Genomic DNA, 22,121 nt, shown 5'->3' on the forward strand with positions numbered 1-22,121 from the left:
AATAAAATAATAGAAATTACTAAGCAAGCGGGCTTATTTCTTTAAGCCAGCAGCATAAAAAGGTCCATGAACTGCGATTGTTGATAAAAAGCGAGCAATCTCCTCAGGTGTTTCTTTTTGTCCATTATTTAACCATTGTTGGATGACACCTATATGTGCAGATGCCATATAAGAAGTTAAATATTCGCTTGGAACAAGTAAATTCTCCTTATTAATGAGAGGACCATTCGTATCTTCAAATAATGTTTTCCACATAAAGTCTTTCAGTTTTGTTTGGAAAGATAAATCTCCTTTCGGACTTAGTACAGCTCTCATAAAATCACTATTTTCATTTAGAAATTCAAGAATAGAAGTGATAAGTATAAATGGCATTGTTGGAGAAGGATTTGATCCAAGGTCAGCAATAACTTCCGGGAATTTCTGTTTAGCAATGCTAGAAAACTCGTACATAATGTCTTCTTGGCATTTTGTCATTAAATCAAATTTATCTTGATAGTGCGCATAGAAAGTACCGCGATTAATGTTTGCTTTCGTTGTAATATCTTTCACTGTAATGGCGTCAAAACCTTTTTCTTCAATTAGCTCCACCAATGCATTTCGTATGGCAGTTTTCGTACGAACAACACGCAAATCTAAATTATTATCGCGCAAAGCATATCCCTCCTTAATTTTACTCAACACATTTGGAAAATGTGTCTTATAACCAACACATTCACGATTTTTGATTATTGTATAAGGTTCAACTCGAACATATAATTCAAAATATAAATAAACAACACGTTGTTGGTTATTATAGATCAAATTAAGGGAGGAGAAAAGAAAATGTTTAAAAATAAACTTTTATTTTTATCACCAGTTATTGCACTACTTGTTGTTTTTATTTTTTCATTAACGCTATTTCCAACTGTTCAACCGCAGCCGAAAAACTTGCCAATTGCAATTGTAAATGAGGATCAAGGTGTAGAAATTCCAAATCAACCGAAAATGAATATGGGGCAAACGATCGTTGATAACATGAAAAAAACAGCGAAATCAGAGGAAGAACCCGCAGTGAAGTGGGTAGAATTAAAAAATAAAGAAGCCGTTCAAAAGGGATTAAACAATAAAGAGTATTACGCGGCATTAGTCATCCCGAAAGAATTTAGCGCAAAACAAGCGTCGTTACGAACACCACAGCCATCTTCACCTGAGATAGAAATATATATTAATCAAGGAATGAATACGGCTGCATCAACTATGGCAGGGCAAATATTACAGGCGATTGTTGATAATATGAACAATACTGTTCGTACACAAATATTAGAAGGGTTGAAAGCAAAAGGAGCTACTGTAACAACAGATCAAGCTGAGAAATTAGTAACACCTATTGTAAAGAACGTGAAAAATGTGAATGAGGTCGGCAAAAATAGTGCGAACGGTAACTCACCAATATCATTATTCCAGCCGTTATGGATTGCAAGTTTAGCTAGTGCAGCGATTATTTTTATTGCGATTAGTAAAATGCCAGTAAGCTCAAGAAAAGAAAACTTTCTGTTAAAAGTAAAACAAATCGTAACAGGAGCTATTGCGACACTTGTAATTGGGTTTGGTCTTACATGGATTGCAGATGGGATGGTAGGGTTAAATATTTCGAACTTCACGGATACAGCTCTATTCTTATCCATTACTTCTTTTAGTTTCTTCTTAATGATATCTGCAGTACTATCATTAGTTGGGCTAAAAGGAATCGGTTTATTCGCTTTATTACTATTCTTCGGGGCACCGTTATTATCATTAGCACCTGAGATGTTGTCTCCGTTTTATCAAGACTGGGTTTACTCATGGTTACCAATGAAATTTATGATTGAAGGCCTAAGAGAAATCTTCTTCTTCGGAAAAGGGTTAAGCTGGAATACACCTGTTACTGTACTCGTTTGGATTGGTATAGTAAGTATGGTTACTATATTAGCAACTGCACTCAAACGTAGTGTAGTAAAAGGGCATAAAACAGAATTGAACGCTTAAAAACAAGCCGTTTCACTAATTAGTGAAACGGCTTGTTTGTGATTTTTTCTCAATGTAAATGCCTGATTGTTGAAAAGTGTAGTGTTTAGAATTAAGGCGAAATCTTTAAAAATCGCGTACGTTCCAAACAATCTCACCACGTTCATCATCCCACGTACTGTGATGACGCTTAAATCCTATCTTTTCTAGTACCCGGAGGGAAGCGATATTCCAAGCACCTACAGTCGACCAAAGTCTTTGGCGCCCAGTAGCAATCGCCGCGTCCAGTACAACAGATGCGGCCTCAGTCGCATAACCTTTACCATGAGCGCTGCGGAACAACTCGTATGCAATCTCCGGCTCTTCAAGTGTGGAACGACCGATAATTAAGCCACAGTATCCAATGAAATCGCCTTCGTCTCTCCTTCGAATAGTGAGAAGGGAAATACCATTTTCGTCTGCCTTCTTGCGCATCTCAATAAGCCGGTTACGAACGGAATCAACGGCTGGAATGTCCACGCCACGTTCGCCAATTAATTTGCTCAGCCAAACGGAATCGGATTCCTCCCACATACTAAGCTCAAGTCTTTCGGTTTTCAGCTGGAAGGCCATAGTTTTAAATAAAGATGGCATAGTGGTACCTCCTAGTTATATGACTGGATTCATAATAGCTTCGCATCTCAACACCACATCTGGTTGGAAACCTGATTCATTCGCGAATTTATAGCAACAGCGTACAAAAAAATAGTGATATTTTATCCGCTATTTGCCGTGTAGTAAAATCCCCACTGATTATAGTTTCACTTTATGAATAAGCAATTCCTTTACAAAATAGACCCTTTTCTCAAACTTTTCTTTCAATCTAAAGCCGTCCCGTTATATACACAGGCTCCTACTATTTCTAAATGCATAAAATGTTAAGCGAAAGTATGGGGGGATATGATGTATAATTCGAATTATTATGATTGGTATAGGCAGAATGATAAGTTAATTAGTGATATTGAAAAAGCTATAAATGGAGAGTATAGCGCTATAAGCTGCTATGCAAAATTAGCGAATATGGCTCCAAATCAAGTAGAACAAAAACAAATTCTTGAAATTCGTAATGATGAAATAAAGCATTTCCACAACTTTGTACAAATTTATACGAACTTAACTGGTAGGCAGCCAAAACCACAAATTACTGAAGACTGCCCAAATACGTATTTACAAGGATTAGAGTTCGCTATACAAGATGAACAAAAAACAGTAGATTTTTATTTGGAAATTTCAGATGAGACATCGGATGTACATTTGAAAGAGTTGTTACGGAGAATAGCTGCGGATGAACAAAATCATGCAGTATGGTTTTTATATTACTTCGTGAAGTCGAAGTGAACATTAAGAATGAACGACTGATGTGGTGCATATATTAAAAAATATTTTAAAACGTAGTGCAACAATTGAATGGAATATTTAAATGTAAGCAGAAGGAAACCGTTTCGCTAGTAGTGGAGCGGTTTTTTTATGATGTACTTATGTATCGACAAAATATAGTAATTACATTTCATATATAATGTATGAAACGAAAATGAATAAGTTAGGAGCAAGCATATGAAAAGAGGGATTTTTGTAGATATTCCAAATGAATACAGCAATGTACTTTGGAAAGTATTAAAGCCAATTGATATTACTGTATTTGATTGGCAAGTCATGGGAAGGGAGGAAGCTTATATAATAATAGGGAATGAATTAGGTCCAGAATTATTTTCAGAAGATAACGAGATCATGGAAGGATCAGAATTAAAAAAGCTAATAAAAGATAACATATATTATCTTTTATTTTTAGATCTAAAAGCATGTCCAAAAGGAGAGGTAATAGGAGAAATTGCAACATTTGAAGAATTTAAGGAGAGTAAGTGTGAAGTAGTCGTATTAGTAGCGGATGGCGAGTATATACAAATTTATGCGAAAAACCAAGAAGAGATTGAAATGATGTATGAAAACGCAGTGAATCAAGGATTTTATGTAGAATATATTACAGATGAAAATGATGGAAGGACTCGTTTGTCAGTATGGTAGCAATTTGAAAGGGGAAAGGCAATATGGAGAGAAATATAAGTAAAGAACATGCAATTCGAATTGCTACTGAAAATGAAAGTGATAGTATTATCCTTTTATTAAAAGAGGTAGCACAATGGCTACAATATAAAGAAGTGGATCAGTGGCAGTATCTTTTAGGAGAGGAAGCTACGGCTGAAATACTAGAATGTATAAGAGAGAAATATACATATGTTGTTCTGAAAGAAGATGAAATAGTTGGTACGGTTACAGTTTCTCCTAAACAAAATGAATGGGATGAACATATTTTTGGTAAAGAGGAAGTTTCTAATTCATTATATATTCATAGATTTGCGGTGAAACGGAAGTATAAGGGAAATGGAATAGGAGAATGGATTTTACGGTGGGTAGAAGAGAATGTGCAATGTGATAAAGAATATTTGAAGTTAGATTGCGTGGGGCATAATCGTACGTTGAATGATTTTTATAAGAAAAATAGTTTTGAATATGTTGGAAGTACGGATGGGCTTAGTAAGTTTCAAAAGAAAAGGAGAATGTGAATGCATCCAATTAACGTAAGTTTAGTTGAAAAGTTAATACAGGAACAGTTTCCTGAATGGGCCCATTTAGAAGTGAGACCTGTAAAGTTTAGTGGGCATGATAATAGGACGTTTCACTTAGGGGATGAGATGAGCGTAAGATTGCCAAGTGATGTGGCATATGCACCGCAAGTAGAGAAAGAAAATAGTTGGCTTCCTATATTAAGTAAGGGGCTTTCTTTACTGATTTCTACCCCACTTGCGAAAGGAAATCCGTCTGAAGCGTATCCATTGCCTTGGTCTATTAATAAGTGGATAGAGGGAGAAACAGTTACGAAACAAAACGTTCGGGATTTAAATGAATTTGCGGCGGACTTAGGATCTTTTTTAGTAGAATTGCAATCTATTAATGCGAGTAACGGACCTTTAGCTGGAACACATAATTTTTACCGAGGCGGACTTATATCTGTATATGATGAAGAGGCGAGAGTTGCTATTGAAAATAATAAGGATGTTTTTGACGAGGCATTATTAAAGCACCTTTGGAATGTAGCACTTAGTTCGACATGGGATCGTAAGCCAGTTTGGGTTCATGGAGATGTAGCGCCAGGGAATTTACTCGTTAAAGATGGAAAGCTTTGTGCTGTAATTGATTTTGGTATTTTAGGTGTAGGAGATCCTGCTTGTGATGCAGCGATGGCGTGGACGTTTTTTGATGAAAATAGTAGAAATGTATTTAAAGAAGTATTACGCATGGATGAAGAAACGTGGAATAGAGCGAGAGGATGGGCACTTTGGAAGGCGTTAATTACATATGATGCGAATAGGGATAGTAATGAAAAAGTAGCAGAAGAATCGTATCGTATCACGCAAGTGATTGTGGATGATTATAAAGGGTAATAGAAAAGCCTATTTTAAAATAGGCTTTTTCATATGATTAAATAGTAGAAACGGAAAGAAGGAATACGACATAACTATACAGAATATTTAGATAATAGGAGGTGTCGAATTTTGAGGGAAATTGAATTAAAGAGTAATGTAATTAAGACAGGGCGAGAGAAGGGGATTATTCTTCGATTTATACTTGCTAGTCTCGTTGGAGTGTTTATGTTTTTCGTTCCTGTTACGATAAACGGTGCATCGTCTATTATGATTGATCATATCGTATCGTGGATTAGGGCTTTGGTTCCTGGCATAGTACCTTATTATGCATTATTTGTTATGGCAATTGGTGCGATTTATCCATTTTATACGAAGAAATGGAATGCATCTATCGTAGACATTTGTTTTTCTATTTTAAAAGTAGTTGGCGTTGTTTTTGGCATATTATATTGTTTAAAAGTAGGACCAGATTGGTTCTTTGCGCCAGATGTTGGACCGTTTTTATATGAGAAGCTAGTCATATCAGTAAGTTTGCTCGTTCCAATTGGCTCGGCGTTTTTAGCGTTATTAGTCGGATATGGATTGCTTGAATTTATCGGTACATTTTGTCGTCCGATTATGAGGCCATTATGGAATACGCCGGGGAGATCGGCAATCGATGCAGTTGCGTCTTTCGTTGGAAGTTATTCGCTTGCTCTCCTTATTACGAATCGCGTGTATAAAGAAGGAAAGTATACGACAAAAGAAGCGGCGATTATCGCTACAGGATTTTCTACAGTATCCGCTACATTTATGATCATCATCGCAAAAACATTAGATATTATGCATTTATGGAATGTTTATTTTTGGACTACACTTGTTGTAACATTCATCGTGACTGCTATCACCGTAAGAATCCCACCCCTTAGTAGAAAACCAGATACATATGTAACAGAAGAAGGGTTCCCAGAGCCTGTTTATAAAGAGAAAATGTTAGAACGTGCTTGGGAAGATGCGTTAGAAGTATCAAAGTCTGCACCGAGCATTATGAAAAATATTGCAATGAATTTAAAAGACGGATTTATTATGACAATGGGAATTTTACCATCCATTATGTCAGTAGGATTAATTGGTATCGTCTTAGCGAAGTTCACGCCAATATTTGATTGGATCAGTTATATTTTCTATCCGTTTACATGGCTATTACAATTACCAGAAGCAGACTTAGCTGCTAAAGCCGCATCAGTTGGCATTGCAGAAATGTTTTTACCGTCATTATTAGTAGTAAGTGCACCACTCGTGACAAAGTTTGTTATTGCAGTTGTTTCCGTATCATCTATTTTGTTTTTCTCCGCTTCCATTCCTTGTATATTATCAACAGATATTCCGTTAAAAGTATCTGAACTCATTATTTTATATGTGCAGAGAACGATTTTAACGTTGCTTATTATTACGCCGATTGCTTATTTGTTGCTTTGAAGTTTTAATAAGATAAAGTTAAACAAAAGAAGCCGTCTGTAAAAAGGGGGCTTCTTTTGTTTAAAAGCGGGATATTCTTATTTATTTTTCGTATATGACGTAACGCTTCTTAAGAAGATTCCTAGTCCCGCAAAAAAGAATCCTAAGCATAATAAGCTGCCTGGCGTTCCCCAAGTAATTTGATCTAGCATTTTTTATCCCCTCCCGTTTATCATTATATAGAATTTATTGGAAATTATCAAAAAATTCTTTTTTTAATGGTTACTGATGAGTCTTCCTACCTTATACGAGAAGAATATATTTGAAAAGAATTCTTTTCTTTATATTTTTTTATTCTTATAATACGTTTTTGATTCTTATGATATAGTAACAACAAAGGGGGCTTAAAAATGGAAATTATTCACGAAAGAGCAAAGTTGCGGTTAATGGATAATACTGATGTCGAAACTTTGTTTTCGATTGTAGAAGGAAATCGGGATATTTGGGCGTATTTAATCTCTAAAATGGATAGTGTGCAAGATATGCAACAATACGTTCAAAAAGCGATAAAGGGTTACGGAAGAGGTACTCAAATACCTTTCATAGTCGTAGATCAACAGTCGAATAAGATTGTAGGAAGTACACGTTTATATAATATTTCAGTAGAAGATAAGACAGTTGAGTTAGGGCAAACGTGGTATCATCCGAGTGTGCAACGTACGAGTATAAATACAGAGTGTAAGTATATGCTTCTTCAGTATGCTTTTGAAAAGTTGCATATGCTGAGAGTGCAAATTAAGACGGATGCAAGAAATGAAAAAGCACAACGAGCAATTGAACGGTTAGGCGCAGTAAAAGAGGGTGTGCTTCGAAATGAAAGAAAATTACCGAATGGTTATGTGAGAGATGCGGTGGTGTACAGTATTATCTCGAGTGAATGGCCAGGCGTAAAAGAACAATTGTTAGAAAAATTAGAGTTGTATAAAGAAAAGTTATAATTCGTGTTTTGAAAGGTATATTGTTCGTGAGATATGAAAAATATACCTTTTTTCTTACAAAATGCTACTTTATTTTAATTCCTTTTGTTTCATCGTTCCCTTCTGAGAAAAAATTCGTTACAATGTAGTTGTATGGTAATAAACTTATGAATTTAAAAAATGTAATGAAAACCGCAAATGAAAATGAATTGATAATCCTCAATTTTAAATGAAAACCCTTTTATACATAAATAACAAGTAAAGTTCCTTCTTTTAAATAAACTCAAACAAAACGATTTGATATAAATGTTTTTTATAGAAGTATGGATGATGTACGGAGGCAATTACAAATGAAAGAAAATAAGAAGAGTAAGAAAAGACGAATCTTTCAAGTATTTTTACTAATGATTTGTTCTGCTATTTTATATGTAAGTTATGCAGCTTACGATATTTGGAGTTATCGTTTTAAAGCAAATGATGACGTGAAAACGGATGCTGGTATCGTACTAGGAGCAGCTTCATGGAACGGAAAACCATCTCCTGTATTTAAAGAAAGAATTAATCATGCGATTTCTTTATATAAGAACGGAAATATTAAAAAGATTATTTTTACAGGTGGTACAAAGTTCGAGGCAGAACTTGAGGAAGCACGTACTGCAAGAGTATATGCAATGAAACAAGGTGTAAAAGAGGAAGATATTTTAATTGAAACTAAATCCCTTTTCACTGAAGAAAATTTAAAAAATGCGAAGCAAGTTGGAATAGAGAACGGCATACAAACATACACGATTGTAAGTGATCCACTTCATATGAAACGCGCAATGAGAATCGCAAAACATATTAATATTGAAGCGTATGCTTCACCAACGCCGACATCAGCATATAAAACGTTAGATACAGAAATACCATTCTTCTTTAAAGAATTATTCTCGTATATTGGATATGTAACCTCTTTGCCGTTAAAAGCATTGAAGGGGGACTAATAAGAAAAGAACCTATCTTTAAATAGGAACTTTTCTTATTAGTCAAAACCATTGTATTTTTATCGGAATAGTGAAACAATAGAGAGGTAGCTTCATATAATCATAATGACAAAATGAACGGTTTATGAATCGAGCATAAAGGAGATTATAGTATGGCACTCTCATTTGTTGAAACAGAAGAACAGTCTTTAATTATTGAGAAAATAAATAAATTGATTCCGAAGTTCATGGAAAGGGAGCATCAGTTAAGTGAATTAGGATCATTTCCGTATGAAAATATAAATGATTTGAAAGATATCGGATATACGAAATTAACGTTACCGAAGGAATTTGGTGGTAGTGCCATTTCTTTATATGACTTCGTTTTATTTCAAGAGAAAATCGCGGAAGGCTGTGGAGCTACTGCATTATCGATTGGCTGGCATCTTGGCATTGTGAAGGAGCTAGCGGAAAATCGCTCTTGGAATGATGAGATGTTCAAATGGTTTTGCGAAGAAGTACGTAATGGTGCGCTCTTTAACAGGGCAGCAACAGAACCGAAAACAGGGAGTCCGACGCGTGGCGGCAAACCAGAAACAATAGCGGTTCAACAAGGCGAGAAGTGGGTTATAAATGGAAGAAAAACTTTTACAACGATGGCGCCAGTACTTGATTATTTTATTATTTCAGCAAGTATGGAAGGCCGTGAAGAAGTTGGTGAGTTTGTTATTCCGAGAAATACACTCGGTGTATCTATTGAAGAAACGTGGGATAGCGTTGCAATGCGAGGGACTGCTAGCCACGACCTTGTCTTACAAAATGTAGAGATAGACAACCGCTTTTTTACGGATGTAAAAGGCGGGAAAGTGAAACAAAAGGGTATTGGCTGGTTGCTACATATACCAGCATGTTATTTAGGAATTGCACAATCAGCAAGAAATTATGCAGTTCAGTTTGCGGGATCATACAAACCAAATAGTTTAAATCATTCTATTAGTTTATTACCGAATGTTAGAAGATTAGTTGGAGAATTAGAACTCGAGCTTATGCAAGCTCGCGTCTTTTTATATCAAATTGCGAAAAAGTACGATGAGGCAGAAGATAAACTGTCACTGCAAGCAGAATTAGCGGCAGTGAAATACGCCGTAACAAATGCGGCGATATCTATAGTGGATAAATCGATGCGCATCGTAGGAGCAAAAAGTTTATCAGAAAAAAATCCGCTCCATCGTTACTATTTAAACGTCAGAGCAGGATTACACAATCCACCGATGGATGATGCAACATTATCTATGCTTGCGGATGCGGCGTTTCGGTCGTGATTTTTGAAGTTTACATTTTATTGTTTATGGATATTATAGTTGTTTTGAAAGCACGGGTTTGATTAGTAATCAAACCCGTGCTTTTTATGTGTATGAAGTACTTAATGGAGATGTAGGTTTTTAATATAAATGATTATCATGGTGTTGTGATTGTTTCTTGTTGAAAAATTCTTATTGTAATGCCAGTTTGGAGGCTGTATAAACATTTTTCGTATTTAATCCCAAATTAAAGGTCTTTCCAAGTTAACCATTCGCAAATATTGTAAAAATTGACCCGCATGGACCGCATCATGATAGGCAATTCGTAATAGCATATCACCTAAATATCGTTGATAGCCAACATCGCTTCGATCAATAAGTCTTGAATCTAGCTCGGCTATGCTTATTGATTGAACATATTCTATGAAGTCAGTAAAGTGTGATTGTGCCAATTCAATTTCTTTTTTTACACAAGTAATTGGCTCGTCATCATACGGGGTACGTATGTCGTTTATTGAGCCGTTGTTTTTTATAATCATATGATAGTAAAAAGTTGAGCTCCATACGTGACGAATCATTTCACCAAAGGACATAGCCTCAGGATCAGGCTTCCAATTAAGAAAATTATCGGGAAGAGAATTCCATAATTTTTCTGAGCGCCTTCTCGTTTCTTTTAAATTTAATATACTAAGATCAATTGCATTCATAATACATTCTCCTTTACTATTAAACTTAAAATAATTGTATCAATTTAATAGTTAGGGTATCATCGAAATATGAATGTATATCCGAATATCTCATATATAGCTAAACTAATTGCTGAACCTACAAGAGCAATCATCTTAGATTGTCTAATGAATAATCAGGCACTACCTGCTAGTGAATTGGCTTATATGGCAAAAGTGTCACATCCAACAATTAGTTCGCATCTTTCTAAATTAGTAGAAGGGAATTTACTTACAGTTGAACAACATGGTAGACATCGTTACTATCGACTTGCTAATCAAGAAGTTGCAGAAGTGCTTGAAAAGTTAGGGACAATTGCACCAACAGTTCAAGTTCGCTCTTTAAAACAATCAAGCCAACTAAAACAAATTCGTTATGCTCGAACTTGTTATGATCATCTTGCAGGCAAACTCGGTGTAGAGATAACTGAAAAATTACTAGATAGGCAATTTATAATTTTAGAGGATGGAGAATACATTGTAACGGAACAAGGTAAGAAATGGTTTCTGAATTTTGGAATAAATGTTGATGAGGCAGATACAAAAAGGAGGGTATTTGCAAAACCTTGCCTTGATTGGAGTGAACGGCGTTACCATATTTCTGGTTGGTTAGGGTCTGCAATTGCAAAACTGCTTTTTGAACAGGGATGGATTACGAAAACGGATAAGAACCGAGCTGTCCATCTTACAAAGAAAGGTGTAAAGTTATTGGAAGATCAATTAGGCATTGATATGAAAACTGAGGAAAGAAAAGCTTGAAATTAGAAAAATCCGTCAAAATGAAGGGCTTTTTTCATTATGGTAGGAGTGTACATGAATAATAGGATGTTACCAATAATCGTTGCCAATAAAAAATCTTTCTTTTCATTCTTCTTTTTTAAGTTTTAAAGGAGAAAGCTAGGCTTCTTATTTTTACTAATGTTATAATAAGAAAAAAGCACGAAAAGAGGTCATCTCATGCTAGAGGTTATTGCAACATGTTTAGAAGATGTAAAACGAATTGAAAGTGCTGGCGGGAAGCGGATTGAATTAATTTCATCTTATACAGAAGGTGGTTTAACACCGAGTTATGCTTTTATAAAAAAAGCGGTAGAAGTGGTAAGTATACCAATTCATGTTATGATTCGTCCGCATGCGAAGTCTTTTACATATACGGAAGAAGAAATTGAAATGATGAAAGAAGATATTATAGTTGCACAGAAGTTAGGAGCAGCTGGGGTAGTATTAGGCGTATTAAACGAACGAAATGAAGTGGATGAAGAGAAATTAGCGGATTTACTATCTGTTGTAGATGGAATAAATGTAACGTACCACCGTGCGATAGATGATATAAAAAATCCAGTAGAAGCGATGAGCACTTTAAAGAAGTTTCATAAAGTGACTCACGTTTTAACTTCAGGTGGACAAGGAAATATAGTAGAGAATATTCCGGTGCTTACAGAAATGCAAAAGGTAAGTGATGGTCAAATTCAGCTTGTAGCTGGAGCTGGCGTGACGAAAGAAAATATAAAGCGATTGCTAGATGAAACTGGAATCACGCAGGCGCATGTCGGTACAGCGGTAAGAGAAGGAAAATCATGTTTTTCTGAAATAGATCCTAATTTAGTACAAGAATTAGTTGAAATAATAAAATAAGTGCTTAAGAAAGAGGAGAAACGATGAAGGAAAATACGAAGAAAGAATTATTCTCTTGGGCTAAAACGATAGGTTTTACCCTTGTATTAATTGCTATTATTCGCGGTGTTTTATTTACACCTTCTTTAGTACAAGGTGAATCAATGATGCCCACTTTAAAAAATAACGAAAGAGTTCTCGTGAATAAGATTGGTTATAGTATAAGTGGATTAGATCGCTTTGATATTATCGTCTTCCACGGGAAAGAAGGATACGATTTAGTAAAACGAGTAATTGGTTTGCCAGGCGATACAGTTGAGTATAAAAATGATGTTTTATATGTAAACGGAAAAGCGATGGAAGAACCATATTTAAAACAGTTTAAAGAAAAAGCAGTAGGCCGTGTATTAACTCCAGACTTTACGTTAGAACAAATCACTGGGAAAACGAAAGTGCCAGAAGGCCAAGTATTTGTTTTAGGGGATAATCGTGAAGTTTCTAAGGATGGTCGCATGTTTGGCTTTATTTCAGAAGATGAAATTGTCGGAAAAGGACAAGCTGTTTTCTGGCCGTTGGAACAAGTAAGAGCGTTATAAAGTGTGGTGAAGTATGGGAGAGATATTCTTCCATACTTTTTTATTTGCTTAAAATCTATTGATTGAATTGAAAGAATATTTTATAATTTTAAATTATATGTTTGTTTCGAAAAACGGAATTTAAGTTCCGTAATTCAGAACGAAAGGGAGATAGAATGAGTATAAATAAAACGGCAGTTAAGACAATGGATATTTTAGAGTTGTTTTATGAGCATGAAGAGCTAAGTTTAACTGAGATGGTTCAGCTTACAAATATGCCGAAAACATCTGTTTATCGTTTAATTGGTTCGTTGGAAGAGATGGAGTTTTTACAAAAAAACGAAAAGGGGAAATATCGTTTAGGGGTCGTATTTTTACGGTTCGGTCAACTTGTTTCACACCGATTATCAGTAAGAAATATAGCAATTCCTTATATGAAAGAACTTAGAGATAGTTTAGGACAGGCAGTTAATTTAATAATTCAGGATGGAAATGACGCAATTTATGTTGAAAAAATGGAAGGTGTTCAGCCGGTACGCGTGTATACGGCGGTTGGAAGAAGAGCACCGCTTTATGCTGGCGCATGTCCAAGAATTTTACTATCGTATTTCTCTGAGGAAGAGAAACGGAGATACATAGAGGAAGTGGATTTAAAACAGTTTGCAGATGGAACAATCGTGGATAAGAAACAATTGTTAGAAGTGTTGCAAATGGCAAAAAAGGAAGGCCACACCATTAGTTATTCTGAGTTAGAAAATCATACAGCCGCGATAGCAGCACCCATTTTCGCGAGCGATGGAACGGTTGTAGCAGGCATTAGTATTTCGGGATTAGCAATTGAGTACAACGAAAGTAACATTTCATATTTTATTGCGAAGGTGAAAGAAACAGCGCATCGCATTTCGAAAGAACTCGGCTTTTTGGCATAGAAAGAGGGAGTAGGATGAAATTTTCTGCGATAGGGGATCAAGCAATTATTGTTACATTTGGTGAAGAAATTAAGAGGGATATATATGAGAAAGTACAGCGGTTATTTCAAGCACTGCAGCAACATCCGTTTGCAGGAATGATAGAGTGCGTTCCGTCGTTTACTTCATTAGCTGTTTACTACAATGTATACGAAGTATGGAAGGGAAATGAGAGAAGTGAAAGGTCACATGATTACGTTCGCCAGTATATAAAGGAGCTGTGTGATTCTTATAAAGAAGAAGTAAAACAGGATGTGAAACATATTTCTATACCAGTGTGCTACGGGGGAGAATATGGACCTGATTTAGAAGAAGTCGCGCATTATCACGGTTTACAAGTAGAAGATGTGATTCGAATACATAGTGAAACTACATATTTTGTATATATGCTAGGTTTTACACCAGGGTTCCCGTATTTAGGAGGACTTTCAAAAGAATTAGAAACACCTAGAAAAGAAACACCACGGTTACAAATCTCTCCTGGTTCAGTAGGTATTGGCGGAAATCAAACAGGTATATATCCGCTTGAAACACCAGGAGGATGGAATATTATCGGCCGAACTCCTATTTCATTATTTAATCCGCAAGAAGAAATACCAACATATATTCAAAGTGGTATGTATTTACGATTTATTCCAATAACGAAGGAAGAGTACGTATCGCTTGAGGGGGCTAAAAAATGGATGTAGAGGTTTTGCATGCGGGAATGTTTACAACAGTCCAAGATTTAGGGCGATCTCATTATCAACAATACGGTGTGCCAGTTGGCGGGGTGATGGATCAAAGTGCACTTCGGATGATCAATATGTTAGTTGGTAATGAAGAGAATGAAGCGGGACTCGAAATGACGATTATGGGACCTAAATTGTTAATAAAGAAAACGACTTTACTTGCGATTGGCGGAGCAGATATGGAACCGTTATTGAATGGAGAACGTATCCCGTTATGGCGTCCCATTTTAGCGGAAGAAGGTAGTATGCTTTGTTTTGGAAAAGTGAAAAGTGGTTGCAGAGCGTATGTAACTTTTGCGGGTGGTATACATATTGAGCGTACAATGGGAAGCAAAAGTACGTACATACGTGCTGCGATTGGTGGTATAGAAGGAAGAATGCTGAAAAAGGGTGACTACTTCCAAATTGGTGCACAACCAGAAATGGCGAGTCGTTTCATTCTAGACTTACAAAAAGATGCGAGAATAAAAACGAAATGGGCAATTAGCAACAGCGTACTACCAAAGTATAAGAAACATCCAAAGCTTCGTGTCATAACTGACTTTGAATACGATCAATTTACAGAAGAAAGTAGAAAGGCATTTTTTACGAAAGAGTATAAGGTATCTAATTATGCTGACCGTATGGGCTATAGGGTTGAGGGAGAGGTTTTAAATAGGAATGAAGAAAAAGAGATTTTATCGAGTCCTGTTACATTTGGAACCATTCAAGTTCCTAATGGTGGACAGCCGATTATATTAATGGCAGATAGGCAAACGACAGGTGGCTATCCGAGAATGGGAAATATCATTTCAGTAGATTTACCTCTTCTTGCCCAGCTAAAGCCGGGGGACTATGTTTCTTTTGAGAAAATTACGCTTGAAGAAGCGGAACAATTGTACATAGAACAAGAAGTAAATATGAATTTATTAAAGAAATTCATCGCTTTACGAAGCTGAAATTAGGAGGAATACATTATGACTACAATCGATTTAAACTGTGATTTAGGAGAAAGTTTTGGCGCTTATAAAATGGGGAATGATGATGAGATTCTTCCGTTCGTTTCCTCTATAAACGTTGCTTGCGGTTTTCATGCGGGTGATCCGTCTATTATGCGTCAAACTGTTGAAAAAGCTTTGGAGCATAACGTAGCAATAGGGGCGCATCCTGGATTTCCTGATTTAATTGGATTTGGTAGAAGAAACATGAATGTTTCAGCAAGTGAAGTATACGATTATGTTCTATATCAAACAGGCGCATTAGACGCATTTGTGAAAGCGGCAGGCGGGAAAATGCAGCATGTAAAGCCGCACGGTGCCTTATATAATATGGCGGCGTCTAATCCGGAAATTGCAGATGCAATTGCAAAGGCAATTTATCATATAAATCCAAGTCTATTACTTTATGGATTAGCAAATAGCGAGGCGTTTATACAGGCTGCAGAAAAATACAAAGTAACTCTTGTACAAGAGGCTTTTGCGGATCGTACATATAAGCAAGATGGTACATTAACGAGCCGTACAGAAGAAAATGCGCTTATAAAAGATGAAGACGAAGCGATAAAGCAAGTACTTCAAATGGTGAAAGAAGGCCATGTAAATGCGGTCAATGGAGAGAAAGTAGCAGTTCAGGCGCAAACAATTTGTTTACACGGTGATGGGGAAAAAGCAGTGCAATTTGCAAAAAGAATATACAGAACATTCAAACTTAATGATATTACTATTTGTGCACCGAAATAAAAAATAGGGGGAAGTGCTGGGATGATTAAATTAATCGGAATACTACTTGTTGCAGTGGGCTTTTTATTTAGATTAAATACACTTTTAGTAGTTATGGTTGCAGGTATTGTTACTGGTATGGTTTCAGGATTAAGTTTTTATGATGTGATCAGCATGTTCGGTAAATTTTTCATAGAAAATAGATATATGTCTATGCCAATTATATTAACTTTACCGGTAATCGGAATTTTAGAGCGTTACGGTTTAAAAGAAAGAGCAGAAGCACTTATAACGAAATCAAAAGGAGCAACAACTGGAAGAGTATTAATGTCATATTTTACGATAAGAGAATCATCAGCAGCACTAGGGCTTAATATTGGTGGGCATGCGCAAACAGTAAGGCCGCTCGTTGCACCGATGGCAGAAGGGGCCGCGCAAGGTAAATACGGTAAACTTCCTGAAAAATTAAGAGAAAAGATTAAAGCAAACGCAGCAGCTGCTGAAAATACAGCTTGGTTTTTCGGAGAAGATATTTTCATCGCAACTGGAGCTATTTTATTAATGAAAGGATTCTTCGATTCAGTAGGTATGCATGTCGGAGTATGGGATATGGCACTTTGGGGCATTCCGACAGCAATATCTGCACTTATTGTAAGCTGGATTAGATTTAGAAGGTTTGATAAATATATAGAGAAAACAATGAAGGCAGAAGGAAAAGAAGAGAAGGAGGCAATTTAATATGAACATCATCACAATGGATACAATCTATTATGTATTAGGGATAATCGTTGCTTTTATCGCTGTTCGTATCGCATTCGATCGTGAACATCCAAACAGATTCGGTTCTAGTTTATTTTGGGCATTGTTTGCAGTTACATTTTTATTTGGAAATGTAATTCCTTCGTTTTACGTTGGCTGTATCGTGCTCGCTATGGTCGTTTTAGCCTCGCTAAATAAAGTAACAAAATCAGAGGAAAAAGAAGTTCCAGTACAAGAACGTGTGAAACATGCTGAGAAATTAAAAAATAAAATTTTTATGCCTGCACTATTAATTCCTATTTTTACAATTATCGGTACGTTGACCTTAGGGAAAATTAAATGGGGAAATGTCTCTCTTGTTGATCCAGATAAAGTAACATTAGTTGCACTAGCGCTTGGTGCATTACTCGCATTTGTTGCGGCGATGCGTATTACAAAATCAAAAATAACAACACCTGTACAAGAAGGAAGCAGACTATTACAAGCTGTTGGCTGGGCTGTAATTTTACCACAAATGTTAGCAGCACTTGGCGGTATATTCGCGAAGTCTGGCGTTGGACAAGTTGTTTCAGACTTAGTCGGACAAGTGCTACCGACAGAGTATCCGTTCGTTGCCGTTATGGCGTACTGTTTAGGCATGATGCTATTTACAGTCGTAATGGGAAATGCATTCGCAGCGTTTGCTGTTATTACTGGCGGAATTGGCTTACCTTTAATAGTTCAAATGCACGGCGGAAACCCAGCAATTATGGCAGCGCTCGGTATGTTTGCTGGATATTGCGGGACGCTGCTTACACCAATGGCAGCAAACTTTAATATCGTACCTGCGATGCTTTTAGAGCTAAAGGATAAAAATGCGGTTATTAAAGCGCAAGTACCAATTGCTCTTTCAATTTTTATCATAAATATGTTTATTATGTACGGCCTAGTATATCGTTTCTAATTAGGAGGATAAAACTATGAAAACAGTATTATTAACAGGGTTTGATCCGTTCGGCGGAGAAAATATCAATCCAGCTTGGGAAGTAGCAAAAGGTTTGCATGAAAAAACAATTGGAGAATACAAGATAATAAGCAAACAAGTACCAACTGTATTTCATAAATCAATAAGCGTATTAAAAGAGTATATAGAAGAACTAGCGCCGGAAATTATTATATGCATTGGACAAGCTGGGGGCAGACCAGATATTACGATAGAACGTATCGCAATTAATATTGATGATGCAAGAATCGCTGACAATGAAGGGAATCAGCCGGTAGATGTACCGGTTGTAGAAGAAGGAGCGATTGCGTATTGGTCTACACTTCCGATGAAAGCAATCGTAAAAAAACTTCGCGAAGAGGGTATACCGTCATCTGTTTCACAGACGGCAGGCACATTCGTTTGTAATCACTTATTCTATGGACTTATGCATGAACTAGAGAAACATGATAAGAAAATAAAAGGCGGATTCATTCATATTCCGTTTTTACCAGAACAAGCGAGTAATTATCCAGGGCAACCGAGTATGTCACTTTCTACTATTCGTAAGGGGATAGAATTGGCAATCGAAGTAACGACGACAGTTAAGGTAGATATTGTAGAGGTTGGGGGCGCAACGCATTAAGTAAAATGAATTGTACAACACCTCCTGTAAACAACTGGTATAATAAGAATAGGAAAATACATAGAGGTGATTTTTGTGCAACAATTTGAAGAAGTACGTTCAATTTTAGAAAAAGCGAAGAAAATTACAGTATTAACAGGCGCTGGTGCAAGTACGGAAAGTGGTATTCCAGATTTTCGTTCAGCAAATGGGTTGTATGCTGATGCGAATGTGGAGATGTATTTATCAAGAGGGTATTATAATCGAAGTCCGAAAGAGTTTTGGAAGCATTATAAAGAAATCTTTCAAATTAATACGTTCCATCAATATAAACCAAATCGTGGACATCGCTTTTTAGCTGCGCTAGAAGAACAAGGGAAAGATATTACGATTTTAACGCAAAATATTGACGGTTTACATCAATTAGGTGGCAGTAAGCATGTCATCGATTTACATGGAACACTTCAAACAGCACATTGTCCAAAATGTAAATCAGGCTATGATTTACAGTATATGATTGATCATGAAGTACCGCGTTGTGAGAAGTGTAATTTCATTTTAAATCCAGACGTTGTTTTATACGGAGATACATTGCCGCAATATCAAAATGCTATCAAACGTTTATATGAAACAGATGTGCTTATCGTTATGGGAACATCACTAAAAGTACAGCCTGTCGCTTCATTCCCGCAAATTGCAAAGAGGGAAGTAGGAGCAACAACTATTTTAGTAAATGAAGAGTTAACAGGACAGGAATATAACTTTGATTTTGTTTTTCAAAATAAGATTGGTGAGTTTGTTGAAGGGTTATCTTCAATGAAATAAGTTATCGAAAAAACTGAGGTATCTGCCTCAGTTTTTTATTTGAGTAATCACTGTTTTAAGCCATATGAAAACATTTTGATAACGTAGTAACAACATCTCTATAATTTATAAAAATCAATTTGCCCCATTTTTCTTTTAGAATAATATTCATGTTATTGTGCATTAAGGGAATGGTAATAAATAGGGTATAAAAAACAAAAAACTGAAAATTAAATCTTTTATTTCTTTTATAATTAATATAAAATTCTATATATATCATATAAATAAATTTGATACATAATGATTTTGCGTAGAAATGTTAATAGAATGAAGCGAGGGAGCGAAATGAGACAGAAAAAGGAGCAGAAAAAACAATCGAAAAAGAAAAAGACTCATATTCCATTTCGGTTAAATGTACTATTTTTTATTGTCTTTCTTTTATTTTCAGCTATTATAATTCAATTAGGTAAAGTACAAATCATTGATGGAGAAACGTATAGAAATGAAGTAAATAAAAAGGAAGATGTAACGGTAAGCACTCCCGTTCCTAGAGGGAAAATGTTTGATCGGCAAGGTCACGTTATTGTAAATAATAAACCATTACGAACCGTTACATATACGAAAATGAGAGGAGTAGACTCGAAAGAAGTTTTACAAGTAGCAAGAGATTTAGCTAAGCTAATTGAAATGTCGCAAGAGGACATGGATAAGTTAACAGAGACAGATAAGAAAGATTTTTGGATGCAGTTAAATGAAAAGCGGGCAGCGGCGAAAGTAACAAAAGAAGATGAGAGTAAATTTAGAAAGCAAGAAATAGAAGGAAAAGAGTTAGATAAAAAAGTAGAAGAACTGCGCCGGGAAAGAATTACGCAAGAAGAATTAAATGAGCTTTCAAAGGAAGATATAGAAGTATTAGTAATTAAAAGCAAAATGAATGCGGGATATAAAATGACGCCGCAAATCGTTAAAAAAGATGTAAGTCAAAATGAATATGCTGTCGTTAGTGAAAGGTTGGCAAGCTTACCAGGGGTAGATACGACAGTAGATTGGGAACGTGAATACCCAAATGATAAAATACTGCGCTCTATACTAGGTAGCGTTTCTAATGAAAATGAAGGGTTGCCAAGAGAACACTTAGATTATTATTTAGTTCGTGATTATAATCGAAACGACCGTATTGGTAAAAGTTACATCGAAAAACAATACGAAGATGCACTACATGGAACGAAAGAACAGTCTAAAAATATTATGGATAAAGCAGGGAAGATTGTTCGAACAGAAAAAGTGACTGAAGGAAAAAGTGGAAATAACTTGATGTTAACAGTCGATATGGATTTACAGAAAAGAGTAGAGGGAAGCCTTGAAAAGAATTTACGAGCCTTTCATGCTGCAGAGCCGATGATGGATCGTGCGTTCGTAGTAATGATGAATCCGAAAAACGGTCAAATTTTATCAATGGCAGGAAAGAAAATTGTAAATAAAGATGGCGGTATGCAAATAGAAGATTATGCATTAGGAACGATGACAAGTTCTTATGAGTTAGGGTCAACTGTAAAAGGGGCTACTTTATTAACTGGATATCAAACAGAAGCGATTAAGCCGTATACACATTTCTTTGATGCGCCAATGTATTTTAAAGGAAGTTCTAAGCCGAAGAAATCGTGGAAAGAATTTGGGGATATTGATGATTTAAGAGCTTTGCAAGTGTCATCGAACGTTTATATGTTTAATACGGCTTTAAAAATGGCAGGCATTAATTATGTCCCAAACAATCCATTAGACATTAAACAAGAAACATTTAATAAAATGCGCTACTATTTTAGACAATTTGGCCTAGGTGTGTCGACTGGTATTGACCTGCCAAATGAATCAATTGGTCAAGTAGGTAGAACTGATAACATACCCGGATTTTTACTTGATTACGCGATTGGACAGTATGATACATATACGCCGCTTCAGCTTGCACAATATATTTCCACAATTGCAAATGGCGGTTACCGAATGAAACCACAAATTGTACAGGAAGTGAGAGAGCAACCGAATAGACCAGAGGATGTAGGAAAAGTCGTTCGGTCGATTGAACCAGTTGTATTAAATCGAGTGGATATGGACACTTCGTACATTAATCATGTAAAAGAAGGATTTAGAAGAGTTTTTCAAGAAGCTGACGGAACAGGTACCGGAACGTTTAAAGGTCTACCATATAAACCAGCGGGAAAAACAGGAACAGCTGAGACAGTATATGGTGGAGAAAGTGATATTGGAAGAGATGAGAACAACAACCGAAAAAAATGTTATAATTTAACTCTTGCCGGTTATGCACCATATGATGCTGATCCGGAAGTAGCTTTTTCAGTTGTTGTACCATGGGTGAATGATGATAAATCAGGAATTAATTCTGCGATTGGTAAAGAGATTTTGGATGCGTATTTTGAATTAAAAACAAATAGATCAAATACAAATTCAATTCCAGTAGAACAACCGAACAAGGCACAGTAAAAATAGTATCACTGCATGGAAACATATTGTGCAGTGATATAT

Annotated in this window: 24 protein-coding genes; 21 read left to right on the plus strand and 3 right to left on the minus strand. The window is 36.0% G+C overall.

Annotated features, from left to right (window positions below; translation table 11 throughout):
• Positions 1–33: 33 nt before the first annotated feature.
• Positions 34–651, minus strand: a complete 618-nt coding sequence (locus HMAS_RS08965; protein ID WP_001205505.1) for a TetR/AcrR family transcriptional regulator — start codon at positions 649–651, stop codon at positions 34–36.
• A 171-nt stretch (positions 652–822) separates the two neighbouring features.
• Here HMAS_RS08965 and HMAS_RS08970 point away from each other — a divergent pair, with 171 nt between their 5' ends.
• Entirely contained in the window at positions 823–2,004 is a 1,182-nt protein-coding gene (locus tag HMAS_RS08970; RefSeq protein ID WP_000475841.1) for a YhgE/Pip domain-containing protein, read from the plus strand.
• Between the two features lie 105 nt (positions 2,005–2,109).
• Here the strand turns inward: HMAS_RS08970 and HMAS_RS08975 are convergent, their stop codons facing one another.
• Entirely contained in the window at positions 2,110–2,616 is a 507-nt protein-coding gene (locus HMAS_RS08975; protein ID WP_025710069.1) for a GNAT family N-acetyltransferase, read from the minus strand.
• A 309-nt stretch (positions 2,617–2,925) separates the two neighbouring features.
• Between HMAS_RS08975 and HMAS_RS08980 the strand changes: the two genes are divergently transcribed.
• From HMAS_RS08980 to HMAS_RS09015, 8 genes are all read left to right on the plus strand, one after another.
• A complete protein-coding gene (locus HMAS_RS08980; protein ID WP_000282831.1) occupies positions 2,926–3,360 on the plus strand; it encodes a ferritin-like domain-containing protein in 435 nt (144 codons plus the stop codon).
• A gap of 216 nt (positions 3,361–3,576) precedes the next feature.
• Positions 3,577–4,044 carry a DUF2691 family protein gene (locus tag HMAS_RS08985; protein ID WP_000820156.1) on the plus strand — a complete coding sequence of 156 codons (468 nt, stop codon included), beginning with the start codon at positions 3,577–3,579 and terminating at the stop codon, positions 4,042–4,044.
• 23 nt (positions 4,045–4,067) lie between these two features.
• Positions 4,068–4,583, plus strand: a complete 516-nt coding sequence (locus HMAS_RS08990; protein WP_000440744.1) for a GNAT family N-acetyltransferase — start codon at positions 4,068–4,070, stop codon at positions 4,581–4,583.
• Complete coding sequence (locus HMAS_RS08995; RefSeq protein ID WP_000553380.1) at positions 4,584–5,462, plus strand: aminoglycoside phosphotransferase family protein; 879 nt, start codon at positions 4,584–4,586, stop codon at positions 5,460–5,462. It begins immediately after the preceding gene.
• Positions 5,463–5,573: 111 nt separating this feature from the next.
• Complete coding sequence (locus tag HMAS_RS09000; RefSeq protein ID WP_001206771.1) at positions 5,574–6,902, plus strand: YjiH family protein; 1,329 nt, start codon at positions 5,574–5,576, stop codon at positions 6,900–6,902.
• 389 nt (positions 6,903–7,291) lie between these two features.
• Positions 7,292–7,879 carry a GNAT family N-acetyltransferase gene (locus tag HMAS_RS09005; RefSeq protein WP_000402585.1) on the plus strand — a complete coding sequence of 196 codons (588 nt, stop codon included), beginning with the start codon at positions 7,292–7,294 and terminating at the stop codon, positions 7,877–7,879.
• A 329-nt stretch (positions 7,880–8,208) separates the two neighbouring features.
• A complete protein-coding gene (locus tag HMAS_RS09010) occupies positions 8,209–8,841 on the plus strand; it encodes a YdcF family protein (protein WP_000662215.1) in 633 nt (210 codons plus the stop codon).
• Between the two features lie 152 nt (positions 8,842–8,993).
• The gene (locus HMAS_RS09015) at positions 8,994–10,142 is read left to right on the plus strand and encodes an acyl-CoA dehydrogenase family protein (protein WP_001218366.1); all 1,149 of its coding nucleotides are present in this window, start codon (positions 8,994–8,996) and stop codon (positions 10,140–10,142) included.
• A gap of 215 nt (positions 10,143–10,357) precedes the next feature.
• Here HMAS_RS09015 and HMAS_RS09020 read toward each other — a convergent pair whose 3' ends face one another.
• Positions 10,358–10,828: a DinB family protein gene (locus HMAS_RS09020; RefSeq protein ID WP_000991272.1), complete on the minus strand. Its 471-nt coding sequence runs from the start codon at positions 10,826–10,828 to the stop codon at positions 10,358–10,360.
• 69 nt (positions 10,829–10,897) lie between these two features.
• Between HMAS_RS09020 and HMAS_RS09025 the strand changes: the two genes are divergently transcribed.
• The 12 genes from HMAS_RS09025 to HMAS_RS09085 all read left to right on the plus strand — a co-directional run bounded on the left by HMAS_RS09025 (position 10,898) and on the right by HMAS_RS09085 (position 22,079).
• A complete protein-coding gene (locus HMAS_RS09025) occupies positions 10,898–11,605 on the plus strand; it encodes an ArsR/SmtB family transcription factor (RefSeq protein WP_001103807.1) in 708 nt (235 codons plus the stop codon).
• 198 nt (positions 11,606–11,803) lie between these two features.
• Positions 11,804–12,481: a copper homeostasis protein CutC gene (locus HMAS_RS09030; RefSeq protein WP_000895119.1), complete on the plus strand. Its 678-nt coding sequence runs from the start codon at positions 11,804–11,806 to the stop codon at positions 12,479–12,481.
• 23 nt (positions 12,482–12,504) lie between these two features.
• Positions 12,505–13,056: a signal peptidase I gene (gene lepB, locus HMAS_RS09035; protein ID WP_000662501.1), complete on the plus strand. Its 552-nt coding sequence runs from the start codon at positions 12,505–12,507 to the stop codon at positions 13,054–13,056.
• A gap of 155 nt (positions 13,057–13,211) precedes the next feature.
• Positions 13,212–13,964 (plus strand): IclR family transcriptional regulator, encoded by a 753-nt coding sequence (locus HMAS_RS09040; protein ID WP_000026360.1) that lies wholly within the window; start codon positions 13,212–13,214, stop codon positions 13,962–13,964.
• Positions 13,965–13,978: 14 nt separating this feature from the next.
• On the plus strand, positions 13,979–14,692 hold the full coding sequence (gene pxpB, locus HMAS_RS09045; protein WP_088859572.1) for a 5-oxoprolinase subunit PxpB: 714 nt from the start codon (positions 13,979–13,981) through the stop codon (positions 14,690–14,692).
• A complete protein-coding gene (locus tag HMAS_RS09050) occupies positions 14,683–15,672 on the plus strand; it encodes a biotin-dependent carboxyltransferase family protein (RefSeq protein WP_000382245.1) in 990 nt (329 codons plus the stop codon). The genes pxpB and HMAS_RS09050 overlap by 10 nt, the downstream gene beginning before the upstream one ends.
• A gap of 18 nt (positions 15,673–15,690) precedes the next feature.
• The gene (pxpA, locus tag HMAS_RS09055; protein WP_116344766.1) at positions 15,691–16,452 is read left to right on the plus strand and encodes a 5-oxoprolinase subunit PxpA; all 762 of its coding nucleotides are present in this window, start codon (positions 15,691–15,693) and stop codon (positions 16,450–16,452) included.
• A 21-nt stretch (positions 16,453–16,473) separates the two neighbouring features.
• Positions 16,474–17,169 (plus strand): DUF969 domain-containing protein, encoded by a 696-nt coding sequence (locus tag HMAS_RS09060; protein WP_000593392.1) that lies wholly within the window; start codon positions 16,474–16,476, stop codon positions 17,167–17,169.
• A gap of 1 nt (position 17,170) precedes the next feature.
• Entirely contained in the window at positions 17,171–18,133 is a 963-nt protein-coding gene (locus HMAS_RS09065; RefSeq protein WP_001021658.1) for a DUF979 domain-containing protein, read from the plus strand.
• A 16-nt stretch (positions 18,134–18,149) separates the two neighbouring features.
• On the plus strand, positions 18,150–18,797 hold the full coding sequence (pcp, locus tag HMAS_RS09070) for a pyroglutamyl-peptidase I (RefSeq protein ID WP_000859708.1): 648 nt from the start codon (positions 18,150–18,152) through the stop codon (positions 18,795–18,797).
• 75 nt (positions 18,798–18,872) lie between these two features.
• On the plus strand, positions 18,873–19,601 hold the full coding sequence (locus HMAS_RS09075) for an NAD-dependent protein deacylase (protein ID WP_001183793.1): 729 nt from the start codon (positions 18,873–18,875) through the stop codon (positions 19,599–19,601).
• A 324-nt stretch (positions 19,602–19,925) separates the two neighbouring features.
• Positions 19,926–22,079, plus strand: coding sequence for a peptidoglycan D,D-transpeptidase FtsI family protein (locus HMAS_RS09085; RefSeq protein ID WP_001249188.1), 2,154 nt, complete (start codon positions 19,926–19,928; stop codon positions 22,077–22,079).
• The last annotated feature ends 42 nt before the right edge of the window (positions 22,080–22,121 follow it).

Origin of the sequence: Bacillus sp. HMA207, assembly GCF_003402455.1 — a bacterium.
GTDB lineage: Bacteria > Bacillota > Bacilli > Bacillales > Bacillaceae_G > Bacillus_A > Bacillus_A cereus.